This window comes from Hominisplanchenecus murintestinalis (assembly GCF_943193015.1).
Lineage (GTDB): Bacteria > Bacillota > Clostridia > Lachnospirales > Lachnospiraceae > Hominisplanchenecus_A > Hominisplanchenecus_A murintestinalis.
The window spans coordinates 20,491-40,916 of record NZ_CALPCM010000005.1 but is presented as its reverse complement, the minus strand read 5'-3'; the positions used below and the strand labels follow the sequence as shown (position 1 = coordinate 40,916).

Sequence of the window (20,426 nt, the reverse complement as noted above, 5' to 3'; positions counted from 1 at the left end):
CCCTAAAAATGCTATTTATCTTTCATTCTCCAGCTGCAATACATATAATACACTACCTTCCTTTTCTCTCACCGTCCACCGTTTCAGAAGTTTTATAAAATCACATTTTTTCAGGCAGCGCTGCAAAATGCCTTCTTCTGTAGTATAGATTGCCATAATACCTCCCACCGCCAGCATTCCCGGCGCCTTATGAAGAAATCTTTCATACAATTCCATAATTTCTCCCTTGCTCTTCGTTCCGGTAACTGTGGGCATATTTGTAATAATCTCATCAAACAAATATTTGTGATGAAAATCAAAGAAATCACGGGTAATAAAATTAATGTCAACTTCCGCCGCTTCTGCATTTACACGCGCTTTCTCAATTGCATTCGCATAGATATCGACACCGTACATATATCCCGCCTTCAGCACCCGAGCGCGCTCAATCAGCATAGTTCCTACGCCGCAGAATGGGTCAAGTACCTGAGCTCCTTCTTTCAGATAGGGTTTCAGCAGAGCCGTCACCAGTGCTGCGTTTGCCGGATGGATAGACGCAGACAATACCTGCTTTCGATAGGAAAACCTTTTATCTTTTAATGTATAAAGTTTCAGCAAGGGCAGAAATCCCCCGTCTTTGCGCTGAAGAATGCGCAGTTCCATTTCATAATCCGAAACTGAATTCATAAATTTCCGGCCGGAAGCCTTCTCGAAAGCTTGGGAAAATTTTTTAATAAATGCTGTCTTTTCATTTCTCTCCATATTCCCGCGCACCTCTGCCCGGAAATAAAAAGTCCCTTCTCCCTTATGGCAGCTCTCCAAAAACGGCAAAAGCCCCGACTTTGCCAGCACATCTGCCGCTTCTGACGGATTCTCCGAGAGAAGTGCAGCTCCCCGAATGGGAAAAAGCATTTCTGTCCAGGTGCGGATATGAAAAAGCCCCTCTACATCCTGCGTCCGCACCCGGACGCCTCCGGCAAAGAGTGCCGTATGTTCTTCCTTTAGCTGCTCCCTAGTGATTTCCCTGTATGCCCGGTTGGTGAGCAGAATCACATCCGTTTCCCGCATCACTCCGGTAAACACATGTCCTTCCTCCCTTTCATACCCGGCAAGGAGCACACGCAGTCCGGCCAGTTCTTCACGCACATGTTTCTCCGTCTCCTCCGAAACCAAGTTCTCCATTAGAAAATCCCTGCGCTTTTGCAGTTCCTGAAGGTATGGCCGGCAGTCATATGACGCCATCGCCTTTACATAAGACGGACGGACAAAAAACTGCTGCTCCGCCTGGTATCCCTGCCACAAAACCGGAAGCATATCCTCACATTCCATTTCCCCTAAGATTAATGCGGCATTTTTTCTCACCTTTGCATCCTTGTGCCGCAGTAGTTCTCCTATCTTAGAGTAATCCCCGGCTAAGAGATATGCAAAAGCGCGTTTTCCATTTTCACTCTTAATTTCCTTTTTTAACGCTGCCAGATTTGCCCGCATATCCTCATCCCGGCAGATATTTTCATACAGTTCTTTTATCATCTATTTTCCATTCTCCTGAATATACTTTGCCACATCATGTTTAAAGGCCTCCCATTCATCCTCATAATCTACGAAATATTTTGGGCATTCCTTCCCTGTGACATCATAGTGCCGGATGATATCATCCATCCCCAAATCAAATTTCCCACACAGAAACGCCACCAGCTCCACCAGCGACTGATACGTAGCATCCTCAAACTTTCCTGTCTCATCCGGATGGCAGCATTCAATCGAAACACTGTCATGATTCCGGCTATTGGACGCATATGCCACTTCCGCGGTGGGCACACACTGGATAATCTCTCCTTCCAGCCCTACGATGAAATTGCTGCTCACCTTCGTCTCCTGTGTATCTTTCAGATTTTCGAAATAATCCCTGTTATTCTGCGCCGTACTGCCCGGATTTGCCGTATAGTGGACAACCACGCTCCGTATCTGATCGGCAGGCGTCCCCGGCCGGGAATACTCATTCACTGTCAAAAGCTGTACGTCCAGCTCCGGTCTTTCCACCTGCCTGGTAGGATTTCCGATATCATATTCTCCGTAATTCCGCCTCGCCACAGGCATCGAGCTTCCTCCCCGAAACCAGAAAATAGCTGCCGCTATCACTGTCACTGCTGCAATTCCTCCGCCAACCGCTGCCACGCGTTTGGCAATCTGCCTTTTTCTCTCTTCCTTTGTCATGCGCTTTCTCCGTCTTCCTCTCCTGCGCGCAGTTTCGTCTGTTCTGTATCTCTCCTCGCTCATCTGCCGTCCATCCTTATATTTTGCAAAAACTCACCCTGCCCAAAGGCCGGATAGCTATGAAGAAAGAGCCCCGCTTTGCGGAACTCTTCTCTCTATTCACACAGACAGCAAACCAAGTCCATGATCTCAGGGCTGCTGCGAACGATATATCTTACTCATCAACGCTATAGTTTGGCGCCTCTTTCGTAATATGGATATCATGAGGGTGGGATTCTTTCAAAGATGCCGCCGAAATCTTCACAAACCTTCCTGTCTTTTTCAGCGTCTCTATATCCAATGCCCCACAGTATCCCATACCAGAGCGGAGCCCGCCGATTAACTGGAATACAGTATCTTCTACGCTTCCCTTGTAAGCCACGCGTCCCTCTACGCCCTCTGGAACCAGTTTCTTCGCATCCGTCTGGAAGTAGCGGTCCTTGCTGCCGTTCTCCATCGCCGCGATAGATCCCATGCCGCGGTAAACCTTATATTTTCTTCCCTGGAAAAGCTCAAAAGTTCCCGGGCTCTCATCACAGCCCGCAAACATGCTTCCCATCATACACACATTCGCCCCGGCCGCAATCGCTTTCGTCATGTCGCCAGAATACTTGATGCCACCGTCCGCAATAATCGGAACGCCAGACTCCTTTGCTGCCTCATAGCAATCCATAATCGCTGAAATCTGAGGTACACCGATACCTGCGACTACACGGGTCGTACAAATCGAGCCGGGCCCAATACCCACTTTTACAGCGTCTACCCCGGCTTCAATCAGAGCCTTTGTCGCCTCCTTTGTCGCTACATTTCCTGCAATGACCGGAAGCTCCGGATAATTCTCCTTAATCATCTTCACACAGCGGATAACATTCGCGGAATGTCCGTGTGCAGAGTCAAGAACGATAACATCTACATGCGCTTTTACCAGCGCCGCTACGCGCTCCAGAACATTTGCGGTAATTCCTACTGCCGCGCCGCAGAGCAGCCTGCCCTGAGAATCCTTTGCTGACAGCGGATATTTAATCTGCTTTTCGATGTCCTTAATCGTAATCAGACCCCGCAGATTATTTTCATCATCGACAATCGGAAGCTTTTCTTTTCTTGCCCTCGCTAAAATTTTCTTTGCTTCCTCAAGCGTAATTCCCACTTTTGCGGTAATCAGCCCTTCAGATGTCATGCAGTCTTTAATTTTCTTTGAGAAATCTTCTTCGAACTTCAAATCACGATTGGTAATGATACCTACCAGCTTTCCATTTTCCGTGATAGGTACGCCAGAAATCCGGAACTTCGCCATCAGTTCATTCGCATCTGCCAGCGTATGCTCCGGCGATAAGTAAAATGGGTCTGTGATCACACCATTTTCAGAACGCTTTACCTTGTCTACTTCTTCTGCCTGCGCTTCAATCGACATATTCTTGTGAATGATGCCGATGCCGCCCTGCCTGGCCATCGCGATAGCCATACGGTGTTCCGTAACGGTATCCATCCCGGCGCTCATCATCGGAATATTCAGCTTTACTGTCTTTGTCAGCATCGTCGACAAATCCACCTGATTTGGTATCACTTCTGAATACGCAGGTACTAAAAGTACGTCATCGAATGTAATGCCTTCACCAATAATACTACCCATTTCCATATCCTCTCTTTCTCTAAAAGTGTATTATGTAATTGTAAGTTTCCTTAGTGTATCAAATTCGAAAAGGCATGTCAACACCAAGTTTTTTCAATTTTCTACCTGTTCCGCCACACAACTTAAACCAGAAATCCCGCGTTCTATTTCCCAATATGGACTTTTCTGGGCGCTATCCGCTGAATATCCTGCAGGATGGCTTCATCCGGCTCAAACAGAATGATTTCTGTCCCTTTCTCACTCCCATATACCATGGCATAAATATCGGCATCTTTCCTTCCTGATGAAAAATCCGTTACTTTTTCTTTTTGTCCATTCCTGTAATAATCCATCTCATGGGAATCCCAGCGCGCAATCAATTCCATTTTCTCCATATCATAACTGCCCGCCCGCTTCCTTGTAGAACGCGACATAATTTTATCCACATCCAGCTCCCCATTCACATAAAGATATTCAAATTCCAGCCGGAATGACGGAAATTTAAAATAATTAAAAAGACACAGTCCCAAAAGCACTACTGCCGCCCAGGGCGTTATCAGCACCACTGCTGCCGCTGCCAATACCGTCAAAACAATCAGGCCCGCTTTCAGCAGCTTGTCTGACGGCTGCGGCTCTCTCTTTACTAAAAGCTCTCTGTATGTATCACTCATGCTTTGCCTCCTTTTTCTTTATTATACGCATTTCACATTATACCGTCAATCATCCGGCTCCCTTTCCTCTTCCGTTCACAGATTGTATCTTGTCATACCGGAACGCAGATATTTATTACTGTGAATAGGGCAGCAGGTAATCCACAAATTTCTCCACATTTTCCAGATGTACTGCCCGGGCAGTCACGGCGAAATAAATCGTTCCCTTCCCACATACGTCCCGCAATTTTTCGTTTTTCTCAAATTTCAGAGCGTACGCCTTTTCCCCGGCATCGTTTTCTACTGTTCCAAAAACCAGCATATCCTTATGCTGTTCCAAAAATTCTTCATCCAGCGCCTCCTCCAACGGCATAAAAGCACCGGAAGCCAGATAGCTCTTGTAAACTTCTTCCCGCATCACCATCACGTCCACCATCTCAGCCTGAATCGCCGCCATCAGCTTCGTCTGTGCTGCCATTGTAATCGTATCTCCCTGTTCCGGATTCATTAGATAGGAATCATCAAACGAAACCTCTTCCTTTTTTTCGTCTATCTTTATATATTCTGCAAAATCCCGTCCCAGCTCCGGCACTTCAACGCCTCCCGCTTTCTCAGCATTTATCAACGCCGTCGAAAAAACAATCGTTTTCCCCGCGCCCTTTACTGCCTGGGCAATAATAAAAAGAATGAAAACCAACACCACGGCCGCCCCAATAACTGCCTTATAATAATCCCATATATACCCCAGCTTCTTTTTTAAAGGCATTCCCTGCAATTTTTCCCGCTCTTCTCTCATCAATTCTTTCCGTGTTTTTCCATCCATCTGCTTTACTCCTATATCTGACAAGGGACTGCCGCAAAAATAGTACAGGCCCCACACATATTTTATGTGCACCAAAACTACTTTGCAACAGTCCCTCAATAACTGTTTAACTCAATTGTTTACATCATTCCCATTCCCGGATTTCCTGCCGGCATTGCCGGAGTTTCTTCCTTAATGTTCGCCACACAAGACTCTGTGGTAAGGAATGTAGAAGCCACACTGGTAGCATTCTGCAGTGCGCTTCTTGTCACTTTTGCCGGATCAAGAATGCCTGCTTCTACCATATCCACATATGTTTCTTTATATGCGTCAAAGCCTACGCCTGTCTGTGATTCTTTTACTTTATTGATAATCACAGCACCTTCCAGACCTGCATTCGCTGCAATCTGGTATAATGGGGATTCCAGGGCTTTCAGAATCACACGTGCGCCTGTTTTCTCATCTCCCTCCAGTGTATCTACCAGTTTTGCTACTTCCTTGGATGCATGAATGTATGCAGAACCACCGCCGGATACGATACCTTCCTCTACAGCCGCTCTCGTTGCATTCAGTGCATCTTCCATGCGAAGCTTCGCTTCTTTCATTTCAGTCTCTGTCGCAGCACCCACACGAATAACAGCTACGCCGCCTGCCAGCTTCGCCAGTCTTTCCTGGAGTTTCTCTTTGTCAAACTCAGAAGTGGTCTTTTCAATTGTTGCCTTAATCTGGCCAATTCTGTTCTGAATCTCACTCTTATCACCCATGCCATCTACGATAACTGTGGTTTCTTTCTGCACTTTCACAGATTTTGCACGTCCTAACTGGTCGATGGACGCATCTTTCAGCTCCAGCCCCACTTCCTCGGAAATCACCTGTCCGCCTGTCAGGATTGCAATGTCCTGAAGCATCTCTTTCCTTCTGTCGCCATATCCAGGAGCTTTTACGCCTACTACCTGGAAGGTTCCGCGCAGTTTATTCAGAATTAATGTAGTAAGAGCCTCGCCCTCAATATCCTCAGCGATAATCAAAAGCTTCTTGCCGGACTGCACAATCTGCTCCAGAAGCGGCAGAATTTCCTGAATATTGGAAATCTTTTTATCTGTAATCAAGATATATGGATCCTCAAGAACTGCCTCCATCTTCTCCATATCTGTTGCCATGTATGCGGAAATATATCCTCTGTCAAACTGCATACCTTCTACTAAATCCAGCTCTGTTTTCATTGTCTTGGACTCTTCAATGGTGATAACGCCGTCATTGGAAACCTTTTCCATAGCATCTGCCACCATATTGCCCACTTCATCATCCCCGGCGGAAATTGCTGCAACACGCGCCATCTGATTCTTTCCTGTTACCTTGCTGCTCATGGCTGCAATGGCTTCCACAGCTGCATCCGTAGCTTTCTTCATTCCTTTGCGAAGAATAATCGGGTTCGCGCCTGCCGCCAGGTTTTTCATCCCTTCATGAATCATAGCCTGCGCCAATACCGTCGCCGTGGTTGTCCCGTCCCCGGCTACGTCATTTGTCTTAGTAGCAACCTCTTTTACCAGCTGCGCACCCATATTTTCAAATGCGTCTTCCAGCTCAATCTCTTTTGCAATCGTAACGCCGTCATTTGTAATAAGCGGTGTGCCGAACTGCTTGTCGAGCACCACGTTCCTTCCTTTTGGTCCCAGTGTTACTTTTACGGTATCTGCCAACTTGTCAACTCCGGCCTCTAAGGCTGCTCTTGCTTCTGCGCCGTATTTAATTTCCTTTGCCATGATGTTCTGCCTCCTCTATTATTCTACAATTGCTAAAATATCATTTTGTTTTACGATAATATACTCTTCGTCTTCCAGCTTCACTTCATTTCCCGCATATTTGGAATAAATAACTTTATCGCCCGGTTTTACCTGCATAGCCACTGCTTTACCATCAACCATTCCGCCAGGTCCTACAGCCACAACTTCTGCTTCCTGAGGTTTCTCCTGGGATTTGCTTGCCAGGATGATTCCTGATTTCGTCGTTTCTTCTGCCTCAAACTGTTTTAATACAACTCTGTCACCTAAAGGTACTAATTTCATCGTATGACGCCTCCTTAATTTAATTATCAGGTTTTTGAGTTTATTAGCACTCACTTTTGTTGAGTGCTAACCATTGCAATTATAATAGAGAAAAAAATTAAAATGTGCAACCGCAAATACTTCTGCCTATTTTAAATTTATCCCGCTTTTCCTCTTTTATGCTAACTTTTTCTTCTGTTTTCTCATTTTTATAATTTTATAGTTTTTTTATACATCATACATCAGGCAGCTCCCGCATACAGTCAAGCGAATTTCTTACCTGCGTACTTAACCATTCCGAAAAAATCCCTGCCCTTTTATAAGATTTTTCTTCATAAAAAAGCAGGGATACATTTTTTCCAAATTAATTTTTAATTTTTTGCTTCTTTATTTCTTCCAGTTCATCAAATACTACGTCATTAATAACTTTGATGTAAGTACCTTTCATACCCGACGAACGGGATTCTATCACACCTGCACTCTCAAACTTTCTAAGTGCATTAACAATTACCGATCGGGTAATGCCCACCCTGTCTGCAATCTTGCTGGCAACCAGGATTCCTTCCGTGCCATCCAATTCATCAAAGATATGGACAATTGCCTCCAGTTCTGAAAACGATAACGTACCGATTGCAGATTTCACAATCTGTATCTTTCTGTTCTCTTCCGCATTTTCCTCATGTACGGAACGCATCATTTCCAACCCGACTACCGTAGTGCCATACTCACACAAAATAATATCATCAATATCATACTGGCTATTGCACTTATACATAAACACAGTACCCAGACGTTCTCCGGCAATATCAATTGGATTGATAATTGCCTGATACTTCTTAACTCCGTCCCCCACAAAACCGAGTGTTTCCAAATTCACATTCTCTTTCGTTGATAGTACTCCCAGAAGCCTTTCATTCAGCATAGCGTCGATATGGCCGCCCACCTTGTCTTCGATGAGTTCTTTAATTTCCTCCACACCTTCGCACAAGCTTACACCCAAAACTTTCCCTTTTCTGCTGATTACCAGAATATTTGAATCCAGAATCTCAGTCAGCACTTCACAAATATCGTTGAAAACGACCTTGCTTGAATTGTTGTTGTGCAAAAGCTTGTTGATTTTTCTGGTCTTATCAAGTAATTGTACGCTCATGTCTCCTCCTGACCTGTCCACTCTGTCTCAAAGCTGACATTATTTTAATAATTTTTATTTCATGTCAACTAAAATACTATCATACAGTTGTCAGAATTTCAACAGGAAAAAGTAAAAATTCTTATTGTTTTAACATTTACATGCTTACTGTTTTTTTTCTGTGTATCCGCAAGCCTGATCTGCACATACCAGCTTGTTTCCTTTTTCCAGCATAATGTTCCCGCACTCAGGACATTTCTTTCCAGAAGGCTTCTGCCACGCCATAAAATCACATTCGGGATTGTCCTCACACCCATAATATTTTCTGCCCTTTTTCGTCTTTCGAAGTACAATCTCTTTTCCGCACTTTGGACAGGAAACCCCGATTTTCTCAAGATATGGCTTTGTATTCCGGCATTCCGGAAACCCCGGACACGCCAGAAAACGCCCATGAGGTCCATATTTAATTACCATATTCCGGCCGCACTCTTCACAGACAACATCCGTAACTTCATCTTCCAGCTTCACCTGTTCCAATTCTTTTTCTGCGTTACAGACCGCCTCATCTAAATCGGGATAAAAGTTCCGGACCACTGTTTTCCAGTTCACTACGCCTTCCTCTACCTTGTCCAGCAGCGATTCCATATTAGCCGTAAAATTTACGTCCACAATACTCGGAAATGCCTGGAGCATGATGCTGTTGACTACTTCTCCCAGCTCTGTAATATACAGGTTCTTATTTTCTTTCGCCACATAACGCCTGTTGATAATTGTCGTAATTGTAGGTGCATAAGTACTCGGCCTGCCAATTCCCAGCTCCTCCAGGGTTTTTACAAGCGCCGCCTCTGTATAGTGAGCGGATGGCTGCGTAAAATGCTGTTTGTTTTCAAACTCTTTCAATATCAGCTGTGTATCTGTCTCAAGTCCTTTTATCAGCACATTCCCTGACTTCTCCTCGTCGCCATCCTGCACATAAACATTCATGAATCCGTCAAACACCAGCTTGGATGCAGACACGGTAAACCGATAATTCCCCGCCCCGATTTTCACCGAAGTCGTCTCATAACGGGCATTCTCCATGCGGCTTGCAAGAAACCGCTTCCAGATCAGCTGATACAAACGGTATTGATCACGGCTCATAGACTCCTTTATGTTGAATGGAGTCCTGGTCACATCGGAAGGGCGTATTGCCTCATGGGCATCCTGGATTTTCTTCCCGCTTTTCTTCTCCGGCTGCGGCTCAGCGGCATACTCACTGCCGTACTGCTGTTTCACAAACTCCCTTGCAGCATGGTCTGCTTCCTCGGAAATACGCGTAGAATCCGTTCTTAAATAAGTGATAAGACCTACTGTCCCATTCCCTTTAATGTCAATTCCCTCATAAAGCTGCTGGGCTATCCGCATAGTCTTCTGTGTAGAAAAATTCAATACTTTAGACGCTTCCTGCTGCAGCGTACTGGTTGTAAACGGAACAGGCGCTTTCTTCACCCTCTCACCTTTTTTCACATCAAGGATACGATATTCTGCGCCCTCCAGTTCCTTCAAAATCCTGTCCAGCTCTTCCCTGGAATGAATCTGCACTTTCTGTTTATCCGTCCCGTAGAACTTCGCAAGCAACGGTTTCTTCTCGCCCGGCACCTGGAAAACAGCATCCATCGTCCAATATTCTTCCGGGATAAATGCATTAATTTCCTCTTCTCTGTCGGCAATCAGCCGCAAAGCCACGGACTGCACCCGCCCGGCGCTCAGCCCTCTTTTCACCTTCGCCCACAACACAGGGCTGATTCGGTATCCCACCATACGATCCAGGATTCTCCTCGCCTGCTGGGCATCCACTAAATCCACATCCAGCTTCCGCGGATGCTTCAGCGAATCCTTCACCGCACTTTTTGTAATCTCATTAAATGTGATACGGTTAATGCTCTTTTCCTCTAACTTCAACGCTTTTGACAGATGCCATGAAATTGCCTCGCCCTCCCGGTCAGGGTCAGTCGCCAGAAACACTTTGTCCGCTTTTTTCGCAGACTTACGGAGTGCGGCCAGAATATCTCCTTTTCCCCGGATGGTGATGTACTTCGGCTCATAATCCTTCTCCACATCAATTCCAAGCTGGCTTTTTGGCAAATCCCGCACATGCCCGTTAGAAGCCGCCACCTCATAATTGGCGCCCAGAAATTTCTTGATTGTCTTTACTTTCGTCGGTGACTCCACAATCACCAGATATTTAGCCATGTATATCCTCCCATGCATACGTGTCATACTTGTCTCACATAATGATTCTTTCTTGGTTCTTCAACGTATCCTTTCATCTCCAGGACAGTTAATCCCGCCATCACTTCCTGAACCGGAAGCTTTATGTCCGATACTATCTCCTGCAGACTTTTGGGATGCAAATCCACACAACTATACAACAATTCTTCTTTTGTTTCAAGTGGCTTTCGAGGTTTTTTATTTTTCCTTTTTTCTTTTTTATGAAAATTTAAGACGGAAAGCAACTCGCTCTCCGATATAATAATCCCGGCGCCCTGGCAAATCAGGCGGTTGCACCCTGCGCTTAAAGTATCTCCTACACGTCCGGGCAGCGCATAAATATCCTTTCCCTGCTCCAATGCCAAATCAGCAGTTATCAGCGACCCGCTGCTTTCTTTTGCTTCAATTACCAGCACACAGTCTGACATTCCGCTGATTATTCTGTTTCTCATCGGAAAATGCAGTGCAAGCGGTTCCCTGCCCGGCGGATATTCAGAAAGTATACTTCCGCCTTCTTCCAGCCTCCGGTAAAGAGGCAGGTTTCTCCGGGGATAACATACATCCGCTCCGCATCCCAGAACTGCCAGACTCTCTCCCCCCGCTTCCAACGCCGCCGTCTGGGCATATCCGTCAATTCCCAGCGCCATACCGCTGACAACCACCGCGCCGCATTCTGCCAGCGCCGCCGCCAGACGCTCTGCCATCTGCTTTCCATAATAACTGCACCGCCTGGCTCCCACAATCCCTACAGTTTTCCTATCATCTTCCGGAAGCTTCCCTTTGAAAAAGATTCCAAAAGGACAATCTGGAATTCCCTTTAACCGCTTCGGAAACTCCTCCTGTCCGGCGCTGATAAAGCTTATTCCCTTTCTCTCCAGTTGATGCCTGGTTTCTTCTTTATCCCATCCTGCCCGGCTTTTCAGCAAACCTGTTACCTGTTTCCCGGTCAGGCATCCACTGTCCTGCAGAGCTTTTCCGGACGCTTGGAACACTTCCCGCGGACTTCCAAAATACTGTATCAATTTCGCAATATGCGGGCGATACAGCTCTTTTTGACAACAGAGCCACAGCCAGTAATCTTCCATAACATTTCCTTCTAATCTTCTTACTTCTGTCACGCCGCCTGTCAGCTCCTCTCAAATCCAAAACTTTCTCTCTGCGGCACGATAACAAATCGCTTCCGCTATGTGGCTGCACCGAATGCCGGCGCTTCCCTCCAAATCAGCAATCGTCCTGGACACCTTAATAATCCTGTGATATGCCCGCGCACTCAGTCTAAGCTTCTTAAATGCTGACTCCAACATCTGGTTCTCCTCTTTTCCCAACGGGCAATATTTCCGGATATCCTCAACCGACAAATCTGCATTAAAATGTATCCCCGTTCCTGCATAACGCCGTTTCTGCACCTCATGGGCACGGACGACGCGTTCCCTGATACTCTCTGACGATTCATTCTCCCTGCCGGATACAAGCTGTTCATATCCGATCTCAGGCGCTTCTATGCTGATATCTATCCGATCAAGAATAGGCTGGCTGACTTTCCCCAGATAATGATGTACTTCCGCCTCCGTACACGTACACCGTCCATCCGGATAATAACCGCATCTGCATGGGTTCATGGCTGCCACCAGCATAGTATTTGCAGGATAAACAAAGCTTCCGCTCATGCGGCTGATACACACCTGATGCTCTTCCATAGGCTGGCGCAGGATTTCCACTGCTTCCCGCCGAAACTCCGGCAGCTCGTCCAGGAACAGCACTCCTCTGTGGGCAAGGCTGACCTCCCCCGGCCTGGGTATCTTCCCGCCCCCCGCCAATGCCTGAGGTGAGATCGTATGATGTGGCGCCCGGAATGGGCGTTTTTTGATAAGAGGCTCATTTTCCCCAAGCATCCCTGCCACGCTGTAAATTTCGGAAATCCCAAGGCTTTCTTCCAGGCTCAGCCCCGGCAGGATTCCCGGAATGCATTTTGCCGTCATGGACTTCCCCGCGCCCGGTGGTCCTATCAGCAGCAGATTATGCATCCCTGCTACTGCGACCTCTGCCGCCCGTTTCACCGCTTCCTGTCCATTTATATTTTTGAAATCTTCCCCATTGTCCGCCTTACTGTTTTGTAATACTGCTTTCATATCAAATACTGCCGGGATAATATCTTCCACCCCGTTCAGATAATCAATTACCTCCCTAAGACTGGACACGCCAATCACACGGATTCCTTCTATAACTGCTCCTTCTCTCTCATTTGCTTTGGGAATAATGCAGCTTTTCAATCCCTCCCGCGCCGCACGGCGCACCATGGGCAGGATTCCCCGTATAGGGCGTATCTCTCCATTCAAACTCAATTCTCCTGCAAACAGCACGTCCTGCAAAGCCTCCTGCGGGATATAACCATAAGCAGCCAACACTGCCACTGCTATCGGCAAATCATACCCCGAACCGTCTTTACGTAAATCTGCCGGGGATAAATTTACGGTCACTTTTCTAGGCTGCAGGCGAAGACCGCTGTTTTTCATAGCTGTCTTTACCCTTTCCTGCGCTTCTTTCACCTGGGACGAGAGGTATCCTACCATAAGAAACATCGGAAGCCCGTCCCCTGCGTCGGCCTCCACATAAATAATTTCTGCTTTAATGCCGCAAATCGCAGCTGACTGTACAATGCTAAACAACATTTCCTCCTTTTTTATTTTCGTGTTATAAATATTATGTTATGTATCTTTTTGATTATATTATCAGGATTTTATGAAAAAAGCAAGTACAAAATCACATAATCTTGTACTTGCTATAATATTTCACAGCGCTTCTATTCTGAACTGCTTTATTTCTTTAATTTTATTTTCTTTGCTTTGCTCATCAGACTTACCTGGTTCTTATCCTGTATCACAATTTTATAATAATAAGTTTTGCCTTTCTTTACTTTTTTATCAAGAAAACCTGCTTTAGATTTTCCAAGAACCTTTATCCTGGTATAACCGGAACTCTTTTTCATCGAACGGTATATGATATATTTCTTTGCGCTCTTAGACTTCTTCCAGGTCAATTTCACTTTCTTTCCAAATACTTTTGCCGATTTAAGCTTCATAGTTTTTGCCAGCGTAAGTTTCATCCTGGTGCCTGCATCACTTTTCATACCGTCTGCCGCAACTGCTACTGCATAATACTCTGCACTCTTCTTGTTAAGTTTTTTATCAGTAAACTGACCATTCTGCGTAGTTCCTGCCAGAGCAGTTTTGCCGCCCGCAATCCGGTAAATTTCATAGCTTACCGCTTTCTCTACCGGTGTTACCACAACTTTCACTTCTATACCTTGTTTGCCTGCCGCACTTTTTACACTTCGAAGCGCCGGTGCTGCGGGTTTCAAATTAGCCGCCGGATCTTTTTCCTCTTTTAAGCTCCCGGCTGTCTGCCGCAATTTGTTTAATAATTCTGTCAGTGTCCTTATATCTGCAGTCTCATCTGCCCCCTTTGCTGCTTCATATGCTTTCACAAAAGCGTTCCAGCTCTCCCCAGTATACTTCTGCTGCCCTGTTTCGTACTTTCCTCTTGCCTTAGAAAGTTCTTCTTTCAGTTTCCCTTTGATTTCTTCCCTTGCATATTTTTCAGCATTCATTTTTATCGCTGCAATCTTATTCAATGCTTCGCTAATCTGCGCTGTCGTCAGCTCACTGCTGGACGCCAGCAGTTTTGCCTCTTCAATTGCTTTCCGATACTCCGCCTGAAATGCTTCTGTAAAGCACGAAATATCCTGCTCCTCAGCTTTGGAAATTTCTGTAAAAAACTCTTTCTTCTCCTCATCTGTCGCTGTAACAGCTTTCAAGTTCCCGGCTGCCTGCTGCAATTCGCTTAATAACTCTGTCAGCTTCTCTATATCTGCAGCCTCATCTGCTCTTTCTGCCTTTTCATAGGCTTCCACAAAAGCATCCCAGCTCTCCTTAGTGTAATTCTGCTGTCCTGCTTCGTACGTTCCCTTTGCCTTGGAAAGTTCCTCTTCCAGTTTCCCTTTGATTTCTTCCCTTACATATTCTTCGGCATTCGCTTTTACCGCTGCAATCTTATTCAATGCCCCGCTAATCTGTGTAATCGTCAAACCATCACTGGACACAAGCGATTTCGCCTCCTCAATTGCCTGCCGATATTCTGTCTGAAAAGCTTCTGTAAATCCCGAAATATCCTGCTCTTCAGCTTTCAAAATCTCTGTCAAAAATTCCTGCTTTTCTTCATCTGTAGCTATAAGATTGGTATCTTTAACAAGCAATGCAGTAAAAGTAATCTCTTTACTGGTTACCGCATGCTTTGCGCTGACTTCCGCCTGATAAGCCCTTTCTGTATCCAATCCGTCCAGCCGGATGACTCCGTCTTTAACATACGCTGCACGTTTAGAAATCTTCTTTCCTGTTTCATCCGTAAGCGTAAGCGTCACATCCATAAGACCTTCCCTGTCATTCAGCCCATATTCATCGTCTTCCACTTCCTCACGTGTCGCCTTAACATTATCCGCATATGCCGACACCTCACTCATTGCAAAACTTGCTTTTCTTCCCCTCTGTGTCACAGATACTTCCGTTGAATTACTTTCTGCCCAATCATTCAGTACAAATTTGTAATTTGCAATCGCAGACGTAGGATTATACAGCCCTAATTCTTTAATAATCTGCTGGAACATAAATATATTTCCCCTGCCATTTGGATGTACGTTATCTACCAGCCAGCAATAGGCGCCCGTTTTTGCTATATTGTCATTTCTTACATTATTCTTGTAATCATTCCATGCCTGCCTGTGGTTCACGACTGCAATATTCAATCCTGGAATCTCCGCTCGCATTTCACTTGCTACATCGTAAATCGCTGCAAACTTAGGCTGGTATCCTGTATGGGCGTCTCCATGAGGCAGGATCATTTCACTTGGAACACGGAGAACAATGCTGCTCTCATTATTATTCTCATGTATTTTTCTTACCAGAGTTTTGTAACGTTCTTTATATTCTTCTACTGTAAGACTTGCTTTTGACGCCGCTCCTTCCTCACTCACCGCATTCTCACCATTATAGGAAACATCGTTTGTCCCCAGCATAATCATCACCACATCCGGCTGATACCGTGTAAGACGCGCCTCCACTTGTGCCAGCGTAGTAGTCAGCGTTGCATTGCTTACGCCTGTATTCAAAACAATGTCATCCGCACGCCCCTGCTCATCCAGATACTTTGCAAACATCTGAGGCACATTGTCATAACCGCTGGTTACAATACCATGAGTAATGCTGTCGCCCATAAACAGCCAGGTCATTGGCTCTTCACAGCTAAACAGGCTCTGTATCTCCTCATTGACTGAAATATTCCCCTCTGTATACTCCTGGGAAATCCCCTGCCCATTAACAATATTTCTAATTTTTACCGGACGGTAAGACTCTTTTATGCTGCCGTCAGCTTTTCGGCTGCCGTCATAAACATGAAGTATATATTCTTTTCCCGGTAAAAGGCCATCTACAGTAAAATTCAAATTTCCATCCTGAATCGTGCCGGAAATCTCCTGCCCGTCTCCGCATTCCAGCATATAGCTAAGCTTCGCCGTCTCCCCACTGATCGTCTCGCCATCTACTTCTACAGAAATGGCGGCGCCATCTGATATTACCCTCTTAACTTCAGTCTCTGTACCGTCTGCATTCTTCTTTGCCAACGTGTAAGAGCCTTCCGCCAAAGTATTTAATGCATAATTCGTCACTGTATTACTTCCCACTGCTGTTTTAATGGCATTCGCCACTGCCTGATGGCCAAGCGGAGCGAGCGTGCCATCCGCATTTATATAAGAAGTATTGATACCGCCCAGATCAACTACTTTGACGCTATCTCCGACCACCTCTGTTAGCGCCGTTTTATAAAGCGCGATATTAGCATTATCCTCCTCCCCTTTTGCGGGATAAGGCGTCAGCAGCAGCGGAAGCTTCCCATCACTTTTTATTTTCTCCAGGAGCTGCTGCAGGTCTGTCTTAAATTTCTCAACTCCCGCCTGCCCCTTACGGTAATCTGCAGCGCCTATCATAATTCCAACCGCTGAAGTACCAAATGCTTTAATCCGGGTATCATACTCACTCAAGATCTGAGCCACATCCGCATCTTTTCTGGACGTGTTAAATACAAAACGGCCACGCTCAATATAATTATATCCGGCTGTAGGTCCGGCATCGCGGAACTTGTCCTCAAACAGTCCTACCCAGTTACGTGTAAAACCATTCACCCGAAAATCAGCCACCGCTTCCGTACCTCCGGTAAACAGCCATGTTTTGCCGGTCTTAGCCATATACATAGTGCCAAAGTTGGTAAAATCTCTATCACGCATACTGAATCTTTGAAGTTCTTCCACGCTGTACGCTTCATCCAGCACAGTGATAAAATCAATCTGTCCATTAAACGCCGCTTTTCCGGATATATCGCCATTCCCTATGCTTACCATACTGCCGCCGCCAATCTGGAATGCGGTATACGGCGTATTCTTCCTCTGGTTAAAACCAGTTATTCCCACCTTCCAATTGTTAGGCGCATAAATCTCTTCCCCGCCGTCAACTACCATTCGGACATTTTCCGGGACCAGGCCCTTTGACGCCATAAAACTGACAGCTATCGTATGCCATTTGCCGCTTGACATATTTCCTGCACCTACAAAATTCGCCTTTAAGCCTGCACTCCTGTCATTTCGAAATATAACCCTCAGCTGTCCGCCTTTAACTCCAAATGCCATATTACTGCCATCATACGCTGAAGTGTTCGACCCCGCTCCAAACAACATTCCATTCTGCTCACTGGTCTTAAACCGTATAATCAGGGTTTGATCTTTGTCACTTGCCAAAAGGTTATTAAATACTTCTATGTATTTCCTGTCACCCTCATCCGTGGAATAATTCAGCGCAGTATTCCCATCAAAAGTCTGCCCTGACAAATCCATGTCAAACCCTGTCTTTACCGCTCCTGCATACTTTTCCCTGGCTTTTTGCCTCACATCTTCCAGCGTAACTTCTGCTTCTGATGCCTGAAAATCCCCCATCTCCAGAGCCGTCTCTGATGCCTCCGCCTTCAACGGCATCTGCCACAATGGCAGAGAAACTGCTGTCATGCCCAATGCCAGGCACAACGAAACCATCTTTCTTTTCATTCTACTGCTCAAAATCATACTCTCTTCCTTTCTGTACTTAAAAATTACATTTCCAATGCCTGACGCCGTACAAAAACACTTTGCACAATATTATTTTAATTATATCACACTTTTCTGGCATTTCCCACAAATTATAAAAAATTATTCTTTTCTTAATATATAGAAAAACAGCCGGGAATATCCCCGGCCGTTTCACTCTTTTCCCCTGTCTTCAAATCCGCTCTGGTCTGCCTATACGCTATGCTGATGGGCATATTTTTCTTTTGTTGCCATGCCGCCGCGTATATGGCGTTCCTGTTTGTTCACGTCCAATACTTTTCTTGTCCGCGCCGCCAGGTCTGCATTGATCTGCACAAGGCGGTCTGTTACGTCTTTATGTACCGTACTCTTACTAATCCCGAACTTTTTTGCCGTTTGTCTCACCGTCGCCTTTTCTTCAATAATATAATTTGCTATTTCAATTGCACGTTCTTCAATGTAATCCTTCATCAGGGAATCCCCCGCAAAACTTATTTCTACAATCTATGCGGGGGAATGAAGCCGTATTCTTATTTAACCCTTTCCCCATAGCTGCTTTTAAAATCATATACCCAAAAAGCCGCTATGTTCTATTTCTTTAATTTTACTTTTTTTACCGCAGAATACTTCCCATATATCTTAACTTTCCCTGCTTTTCTGTAAGCTCTTACACGGAAACGTACTATCCTTTTACTCTTTACTGTTTTCTTGTAGCTTTTTACCGTCTCCGGCTCCGCAAGCGGTGTTGCTTTTAACTGTAACGCGCCATTTTCCAGAAAAACATTTTCGTTTTCCAGTTTTCCCTCCTCTGTTTTGGCAGTGTTATACTTGTGGCTTCCATTTTCCGGTGTATTCCCGATTCTCCATTTTGTATCGTCCAGGTATTCTCCGTCAAATTCATCATTCCAGACCAATTCATATCCTTCATACTGTGTGATCTCATTTTCTGAATCCTGTCCTCCCACTGCTTCCACAAAGCCAAAACTGTTTCCCAGCACTGATGCCGCAAAAAACAGCGCCGCTCCTGTAATTCTCACATCTCTTCTTCGCATATTTTTCATTTTTTCCGAAATTACAATATTTCAAAAGCATTATATCATACTTTAACTCTTTTAAATGGAAAAAAAATTAAAATATTTGCAATACTTTAGGCATTTTAAACAGTCAAAAACCCCGCTGCAAGCAACGGGGCATCAAACTTGAAGCGCCCCAAGGGGCGGGGTATTTGACCCTCGCGGCAGTCGCCAAATGCCTGCAAGCAGTCACTTGGCTCGTTGCTCGCGGGAATAAATATAAACTTATTCCGTTAGAGTCTAATACATAAAAAAGATGCGGGTACTTTTTCCGCATCTTTTCTCATATCTTTTATATCCGGTTTCTCCCCAATATCTGAATCATCGGCGAATAAGACACGCCATAAATTCCCGGTGAAGTCCCGGCAAACTGAAGCTCCGGGTCATAGTACAGACCATCGATAGACACGCAGGCATGACGGGTCAGCCCATCTGCCGCGCCGTCCCGGCTTCCACGGACACGCCCGCGCACCACATAAGGCTCATACCCAATGACCTTTGCCAGCATGGCAAATCCACTGGCAAAATTATAGCAGTTTCCGCCCCGTCTGTCATAGATTTCTATAGCGTAGTCGTACTCCCAGCCCTTGTACGCTTGGAAGCTCCTCCAGGTAACATACGTAAGGTTCGAACGGCTGGACATATAGTCAAATGCCGCCCGCAGTTTCTGGCTTTTACTCATTCCGGGGCTTGTAATTGAATCCAGGAGTTTCTCCGCTTTTTCCAAAGCCTCCTGTCTGGCAAGCTCCGTCCTGCCGGCTTTCGCATAGCCTTTCTTATTTATCATAGCAGGAGCATCAGCCCCCCTGCCGTCCACCGCCATTTCCCTCTGGATTCCATTAGTACTCCTCCGTCCGCACACTTCCGTCAGAATACGTAATTTCATAATACCCGTGGCCGCTTCCATCGCAGTCATCGAACGCCTGCCGGCTAACTTCATACACCCCGCCGCCAGAGGGCGCTGCCTGGGGCTGTGCCGCCTGTGCAGCAGCCTCAGCCGCCGCTTTTGCAGCTTCTTCAGACTTTACTGCCTGGTCTGCCTCTTCTTTGGAATCGGTCAGGTAATCTTTCACCACATAACCTTCTTTGTCTCCCAGCTTTACTTTACACCATTTACCATCTTCAGGGACTGCCGTTACTTCATCACCCAAATGCGCCACTGCTACTGCTTCAGAAGAAGCGTCCGCTGTCTGGCGGATATATACATCGCTGACCACATACATAGTTTTTGGTTCCGCTGCTGCTTCCTCCGTAGCTTTCTCTGTTTGAGCCGCTGTTTCTGTCTCGCTCTCTGTTTGCGTTTCTGGCTCTGTTTCTTTCTCTGTCACCTGCTGCGTTTCCGTCTCTGCCACACTTTCCGTCTGTGTCTCTGATGCTTTCTCTGTCGCCTTTTCTTCAGCGCCTCCACATGCTGTCACCATACAGCCTGCTACCGCCAGTGCACAAAATACCATCAACCATTTCCTTCTCATCTTTT

Annotated in this window: 16 protein-coding genes; all 16 read right to left on the bottom strand. The window is 45.8% G+C overall.

The features are described 5' to 3' along the window. Positions 1-15: 15 nt before the first annotated feature. The 16 genes from NFR99_RS03365 to NFR99_RS03290 all read right to left on the bottom strand — a co-directional run bounded on the left by NFR99_RS03365 (position 16) and on the right by NFR99_RS03290 (position 20,421). Positions 16-1,509: a methyltransferase gene (locus NFR99_RS03365; RefSeq protein WP_251352732.1), complete on the bottom strand. Its 1,494-nt coding sequence runs from the start codon at positions 1,507-1,509 to the stop codon at positions 16-18. Next, positions 1,510-2,256, bottom strand: coding sequence for a peptidoglycan recognition protein family protein (locus tag NFR99_RS03360; protein ID WP_251352730.1), 747 nt, complete (start codon positions 2,254-2,256; stop codon positions 1,510-1,512). Between the two features lie 151 nt (positions 2,257-2,407). Further along, entirely contained in the window at positions 2,408-3,862 is a 1,455-nt protein-coding gene (gene guaB / locus NFR99_RS03355) for an IMP dehydrogenase (RefSeq protein WP_120483363.1), read from the bottom strand. A gap of 143 nt (positions 3,863-4,005) precedes the next feature. After that, positions 4,006-4,512, bottom strand: coding sequence for a DUF6106 family protein (locus tag NFR99_RS03350; RefSeq protein ID WP_120483293.1), 507 nt, complete (start codon positions 4,510-4,512; stop codon positions 4,006-4,008). A gap of 115 nt (positions 4,513-4,627) precedes the next feature. Further along, a complete protein-coding gene (locus tag NFR99_RS03345; RefSeq protein WP_251352728.1) occupies positions 4,628-5,314 on the bottom strand; it encodes a hypothetical protein in 687 nt (228 codons plus the stop codon). Between the two features lie 119 nt (positions 5,315-5,433). Continuing rightward, complete coding sequence (gene groL / locus NFR99_RS03340; RefSeq protein ID WP_120483297.1) at positions 5,434-7,056, bottom strand: chaperonin GroEL; 1,623 nt, start codon at positions 7,054-7,056, stop codon at positions 5,434-5,436. Positions 7,057-7,074: 18 nt separating this feature from the next. Continuing rightward, positions 7,075-7,359 (bottom strand): co-chaperone GroES, encoded by a 285-nt coding sequence (locus tag NFR99_RS03335; protein WP_120483299.1) that lies wholly within the window; start codon positions 7,357-7,359, stop codon positions 7,075-7,077. A 343-nt stretch (positions 7,360-7,702) separates the two neighbouring features. Next, entirely contained in the window at positions 7,703-8,488 is a 786-nt protein-coding gene (gene codY, locus NFR99_RS03330) for a GTP-sensing pleiotropic transcriptional regulator CodY (protein WP_120483301.1), read from the bottom strand. A gap of 144 nt (positions 8,489-8,632) precedes the next feature. Further along, on the bottom strand, positions 8,633-10,699 hold the full coding sequence (topA, locus tag NFR99_RS03325; protein ID WP_120483303.1) for a type I DNA topoisomerase: 2,067 nt from the start codon (positions 10,697-10,699) through the stop codon (positions 8,633-8,635). Positions 10,700-10,722: 23 nt separating this feature from the next. Then, the gene (dprA, locus tag NFR99_RS03320) at positions 10,723-11,835 is read right to left on the bottom strand and encodes a DNA-processing protein DprA (protein ID WP_135976131.1); all 1,113 of its coding nucleotides are present in this window, start codon (positions 11,833-11,835) and stop codon (positions 10,723-10,725) included. A gap of 18 nt (positions 11,836-11,853) precedes the next feature. Continuing rightward, complete coding sequence (locus NFR99_RS03315) at positions 11,854-13,401, bottom strand: YifB family Mg chelatase-like AAA ATPase (protein ID WP_277613449.1); 1,548 nt, start codon at positions 13,399-13,401, stop codon at positions 11,854-11,856. A gap of 131 nt (positions 13,402-13,532) precedes the next feature. Continuing rightward, a complete protein-coding gene (locus NFR99_RS03310) occupies positions 13,533-17,876 on the bottom strand; it encodes a GDSL-type esterase/lipase family protein (RefSeq protein WP_251352726.1) in 4,344 nt (1,447 codons plus the stop codon). Between the two features lie 213 nt (positions 17,877-18,089). Then, positions 18,090-18,347: a sporulation transcriptional regulator SpoIIID gene (spoIIID, locus tag NFR99_RS03305; protein ID WP_120483311.1), complete on the bottom strand. Its 258-nt coding sequence runs from the start codon at positions 18,345-18,347 to the stop codon at positions 18,090-18,092. Between the two features lie 119 nt (positions 18,348-18,466). Beyond that, a complete protein-coding gene (locus tag NFR99_RS03300) occupies positions 18,467-18,913 on the bottom strand; it encodes a LamG domain-containing protein (protein ID WP_251352724.1) in 447 nt (148 codons plus the stop codon). A gap of 328 nt (positions 18,914-19,241) precedes the next feature. Beyond that, positions 19,242-19,889, bottom strand: a complete 648-nt coding sequence (locus NFR99_RS03295) for a transglutaminase-like domain-containing protein (RefSeq protein ID WP_251352722.1) — start codon at positions 19,887-19,889, stop codon at positions 19,242-19,244. Beyond that, the gene (locus NFR99_RS03290; protein WP_251352720.1) at positions 19,789-20,421 is read right to left on the bottom strand and encodes an SH3 domain-containing protein; all 633 of its coding nucleotides are present in this window, start codon (positions 20,419-20,421) and stop codon (positions 19,789-19,791) included. Before NFR99_RS03290 ends, NFR99_RS03295 begins: the two co-directional genes overlap by 101 nt. Positions 20,422-20,426: the final 5 nt, after the last annotated feature.

Bases quoted from the DNA above. Each gene is read 5' to 3' on its own strand.
- NFR99_RS03365 (WP_251352732.1), bottom strand. From the start codon at position 1,509: ATGATAAAAGAACTGTATGAAAATATCTGCCGGGATGAGGATATGCGG.
- NFR99_RS03360 (WP_251352730.1), bottom strand. From the start codon at position 2,256: ATGAGCGAGGAGAGATACAGAACAGACGAAACTGCGCGCAGGAGAGGA.
- guaB (WP_120483363.1), bottom strand. From the start codon at position 3,862: ATGGGTAGTATTATTGGTGAAGGCATTACATTCGATGACGTACTTTTA.
- NFR99_RS03350 (WP_120483293.1), bottom strand. From the start codon at position 4,512: ATGAGTGATACATACAGAGAGCTTTTAGTAAAGAGAGAGCCGCAGCCG.
- NFR99_RS03345 (WP_251352728.1), bottom strand. From the start codon at position 5,314: ATGGATGGAAAAACACGGAAAGAATTGATGAGAGAAGAGCGGGAAAAA.
- groL (WP_120483297.1), bottom strand. From the start codon at position 7,056: ATGGCAAAGGAAATTAAATACGGCGCAGAAGCAAGAGCAGCCTTAGAG.
- NFR99_RS03335 (WP_120483299.1), bottom strand. From the start codon at position 7,359: ATGAAATTAGTACCTTTAGGTGACAGAGTTGTATTAAAACAGTTTGAG.
- codY (WP_120483301.1), bottom strand. From the start codon at position 8,488: ATGAGCGTACAATTACTTGATAAGACCAGAAAAATCAACAAGCTTTTG.
- topA (WP_120483303.1), bottom strand. From the start codon at position 10,699: ATGGCTAAATATCTGGTGATTGTGGAGTCACCGACGAAAGTAAAGACA.
- NFR99_RS03310 (WP_251352726.1), bottom strand. From the start codon at position 17,876: ATGATTTTGAGCAGTAGAATGAAAAGAAAGATGGTTTCGTTGTGCCTG.
- spoIIID (WP_120483311.1), bottom strand. From the start codon at position 18,347: ATGAAGGATTACATTGAAGAACGTGCAATTGAAATAGCAAATTATATT.
- NFR99_RS03295 (WP_251352722.1), bottom strand. From the start codon at position 19,889: ATGAAGTTAGCCGGCAGGCGTTCGATGACTGCGATGGAAGCGGCCACG.
- NFR99_RS03290 (WP_251352720.1), bottom strand. From the start codon at position 20,421: ATGAGAAGGAAATGGTTGATGGTATTTTGTGCACTGGCGGTAGCAGGC.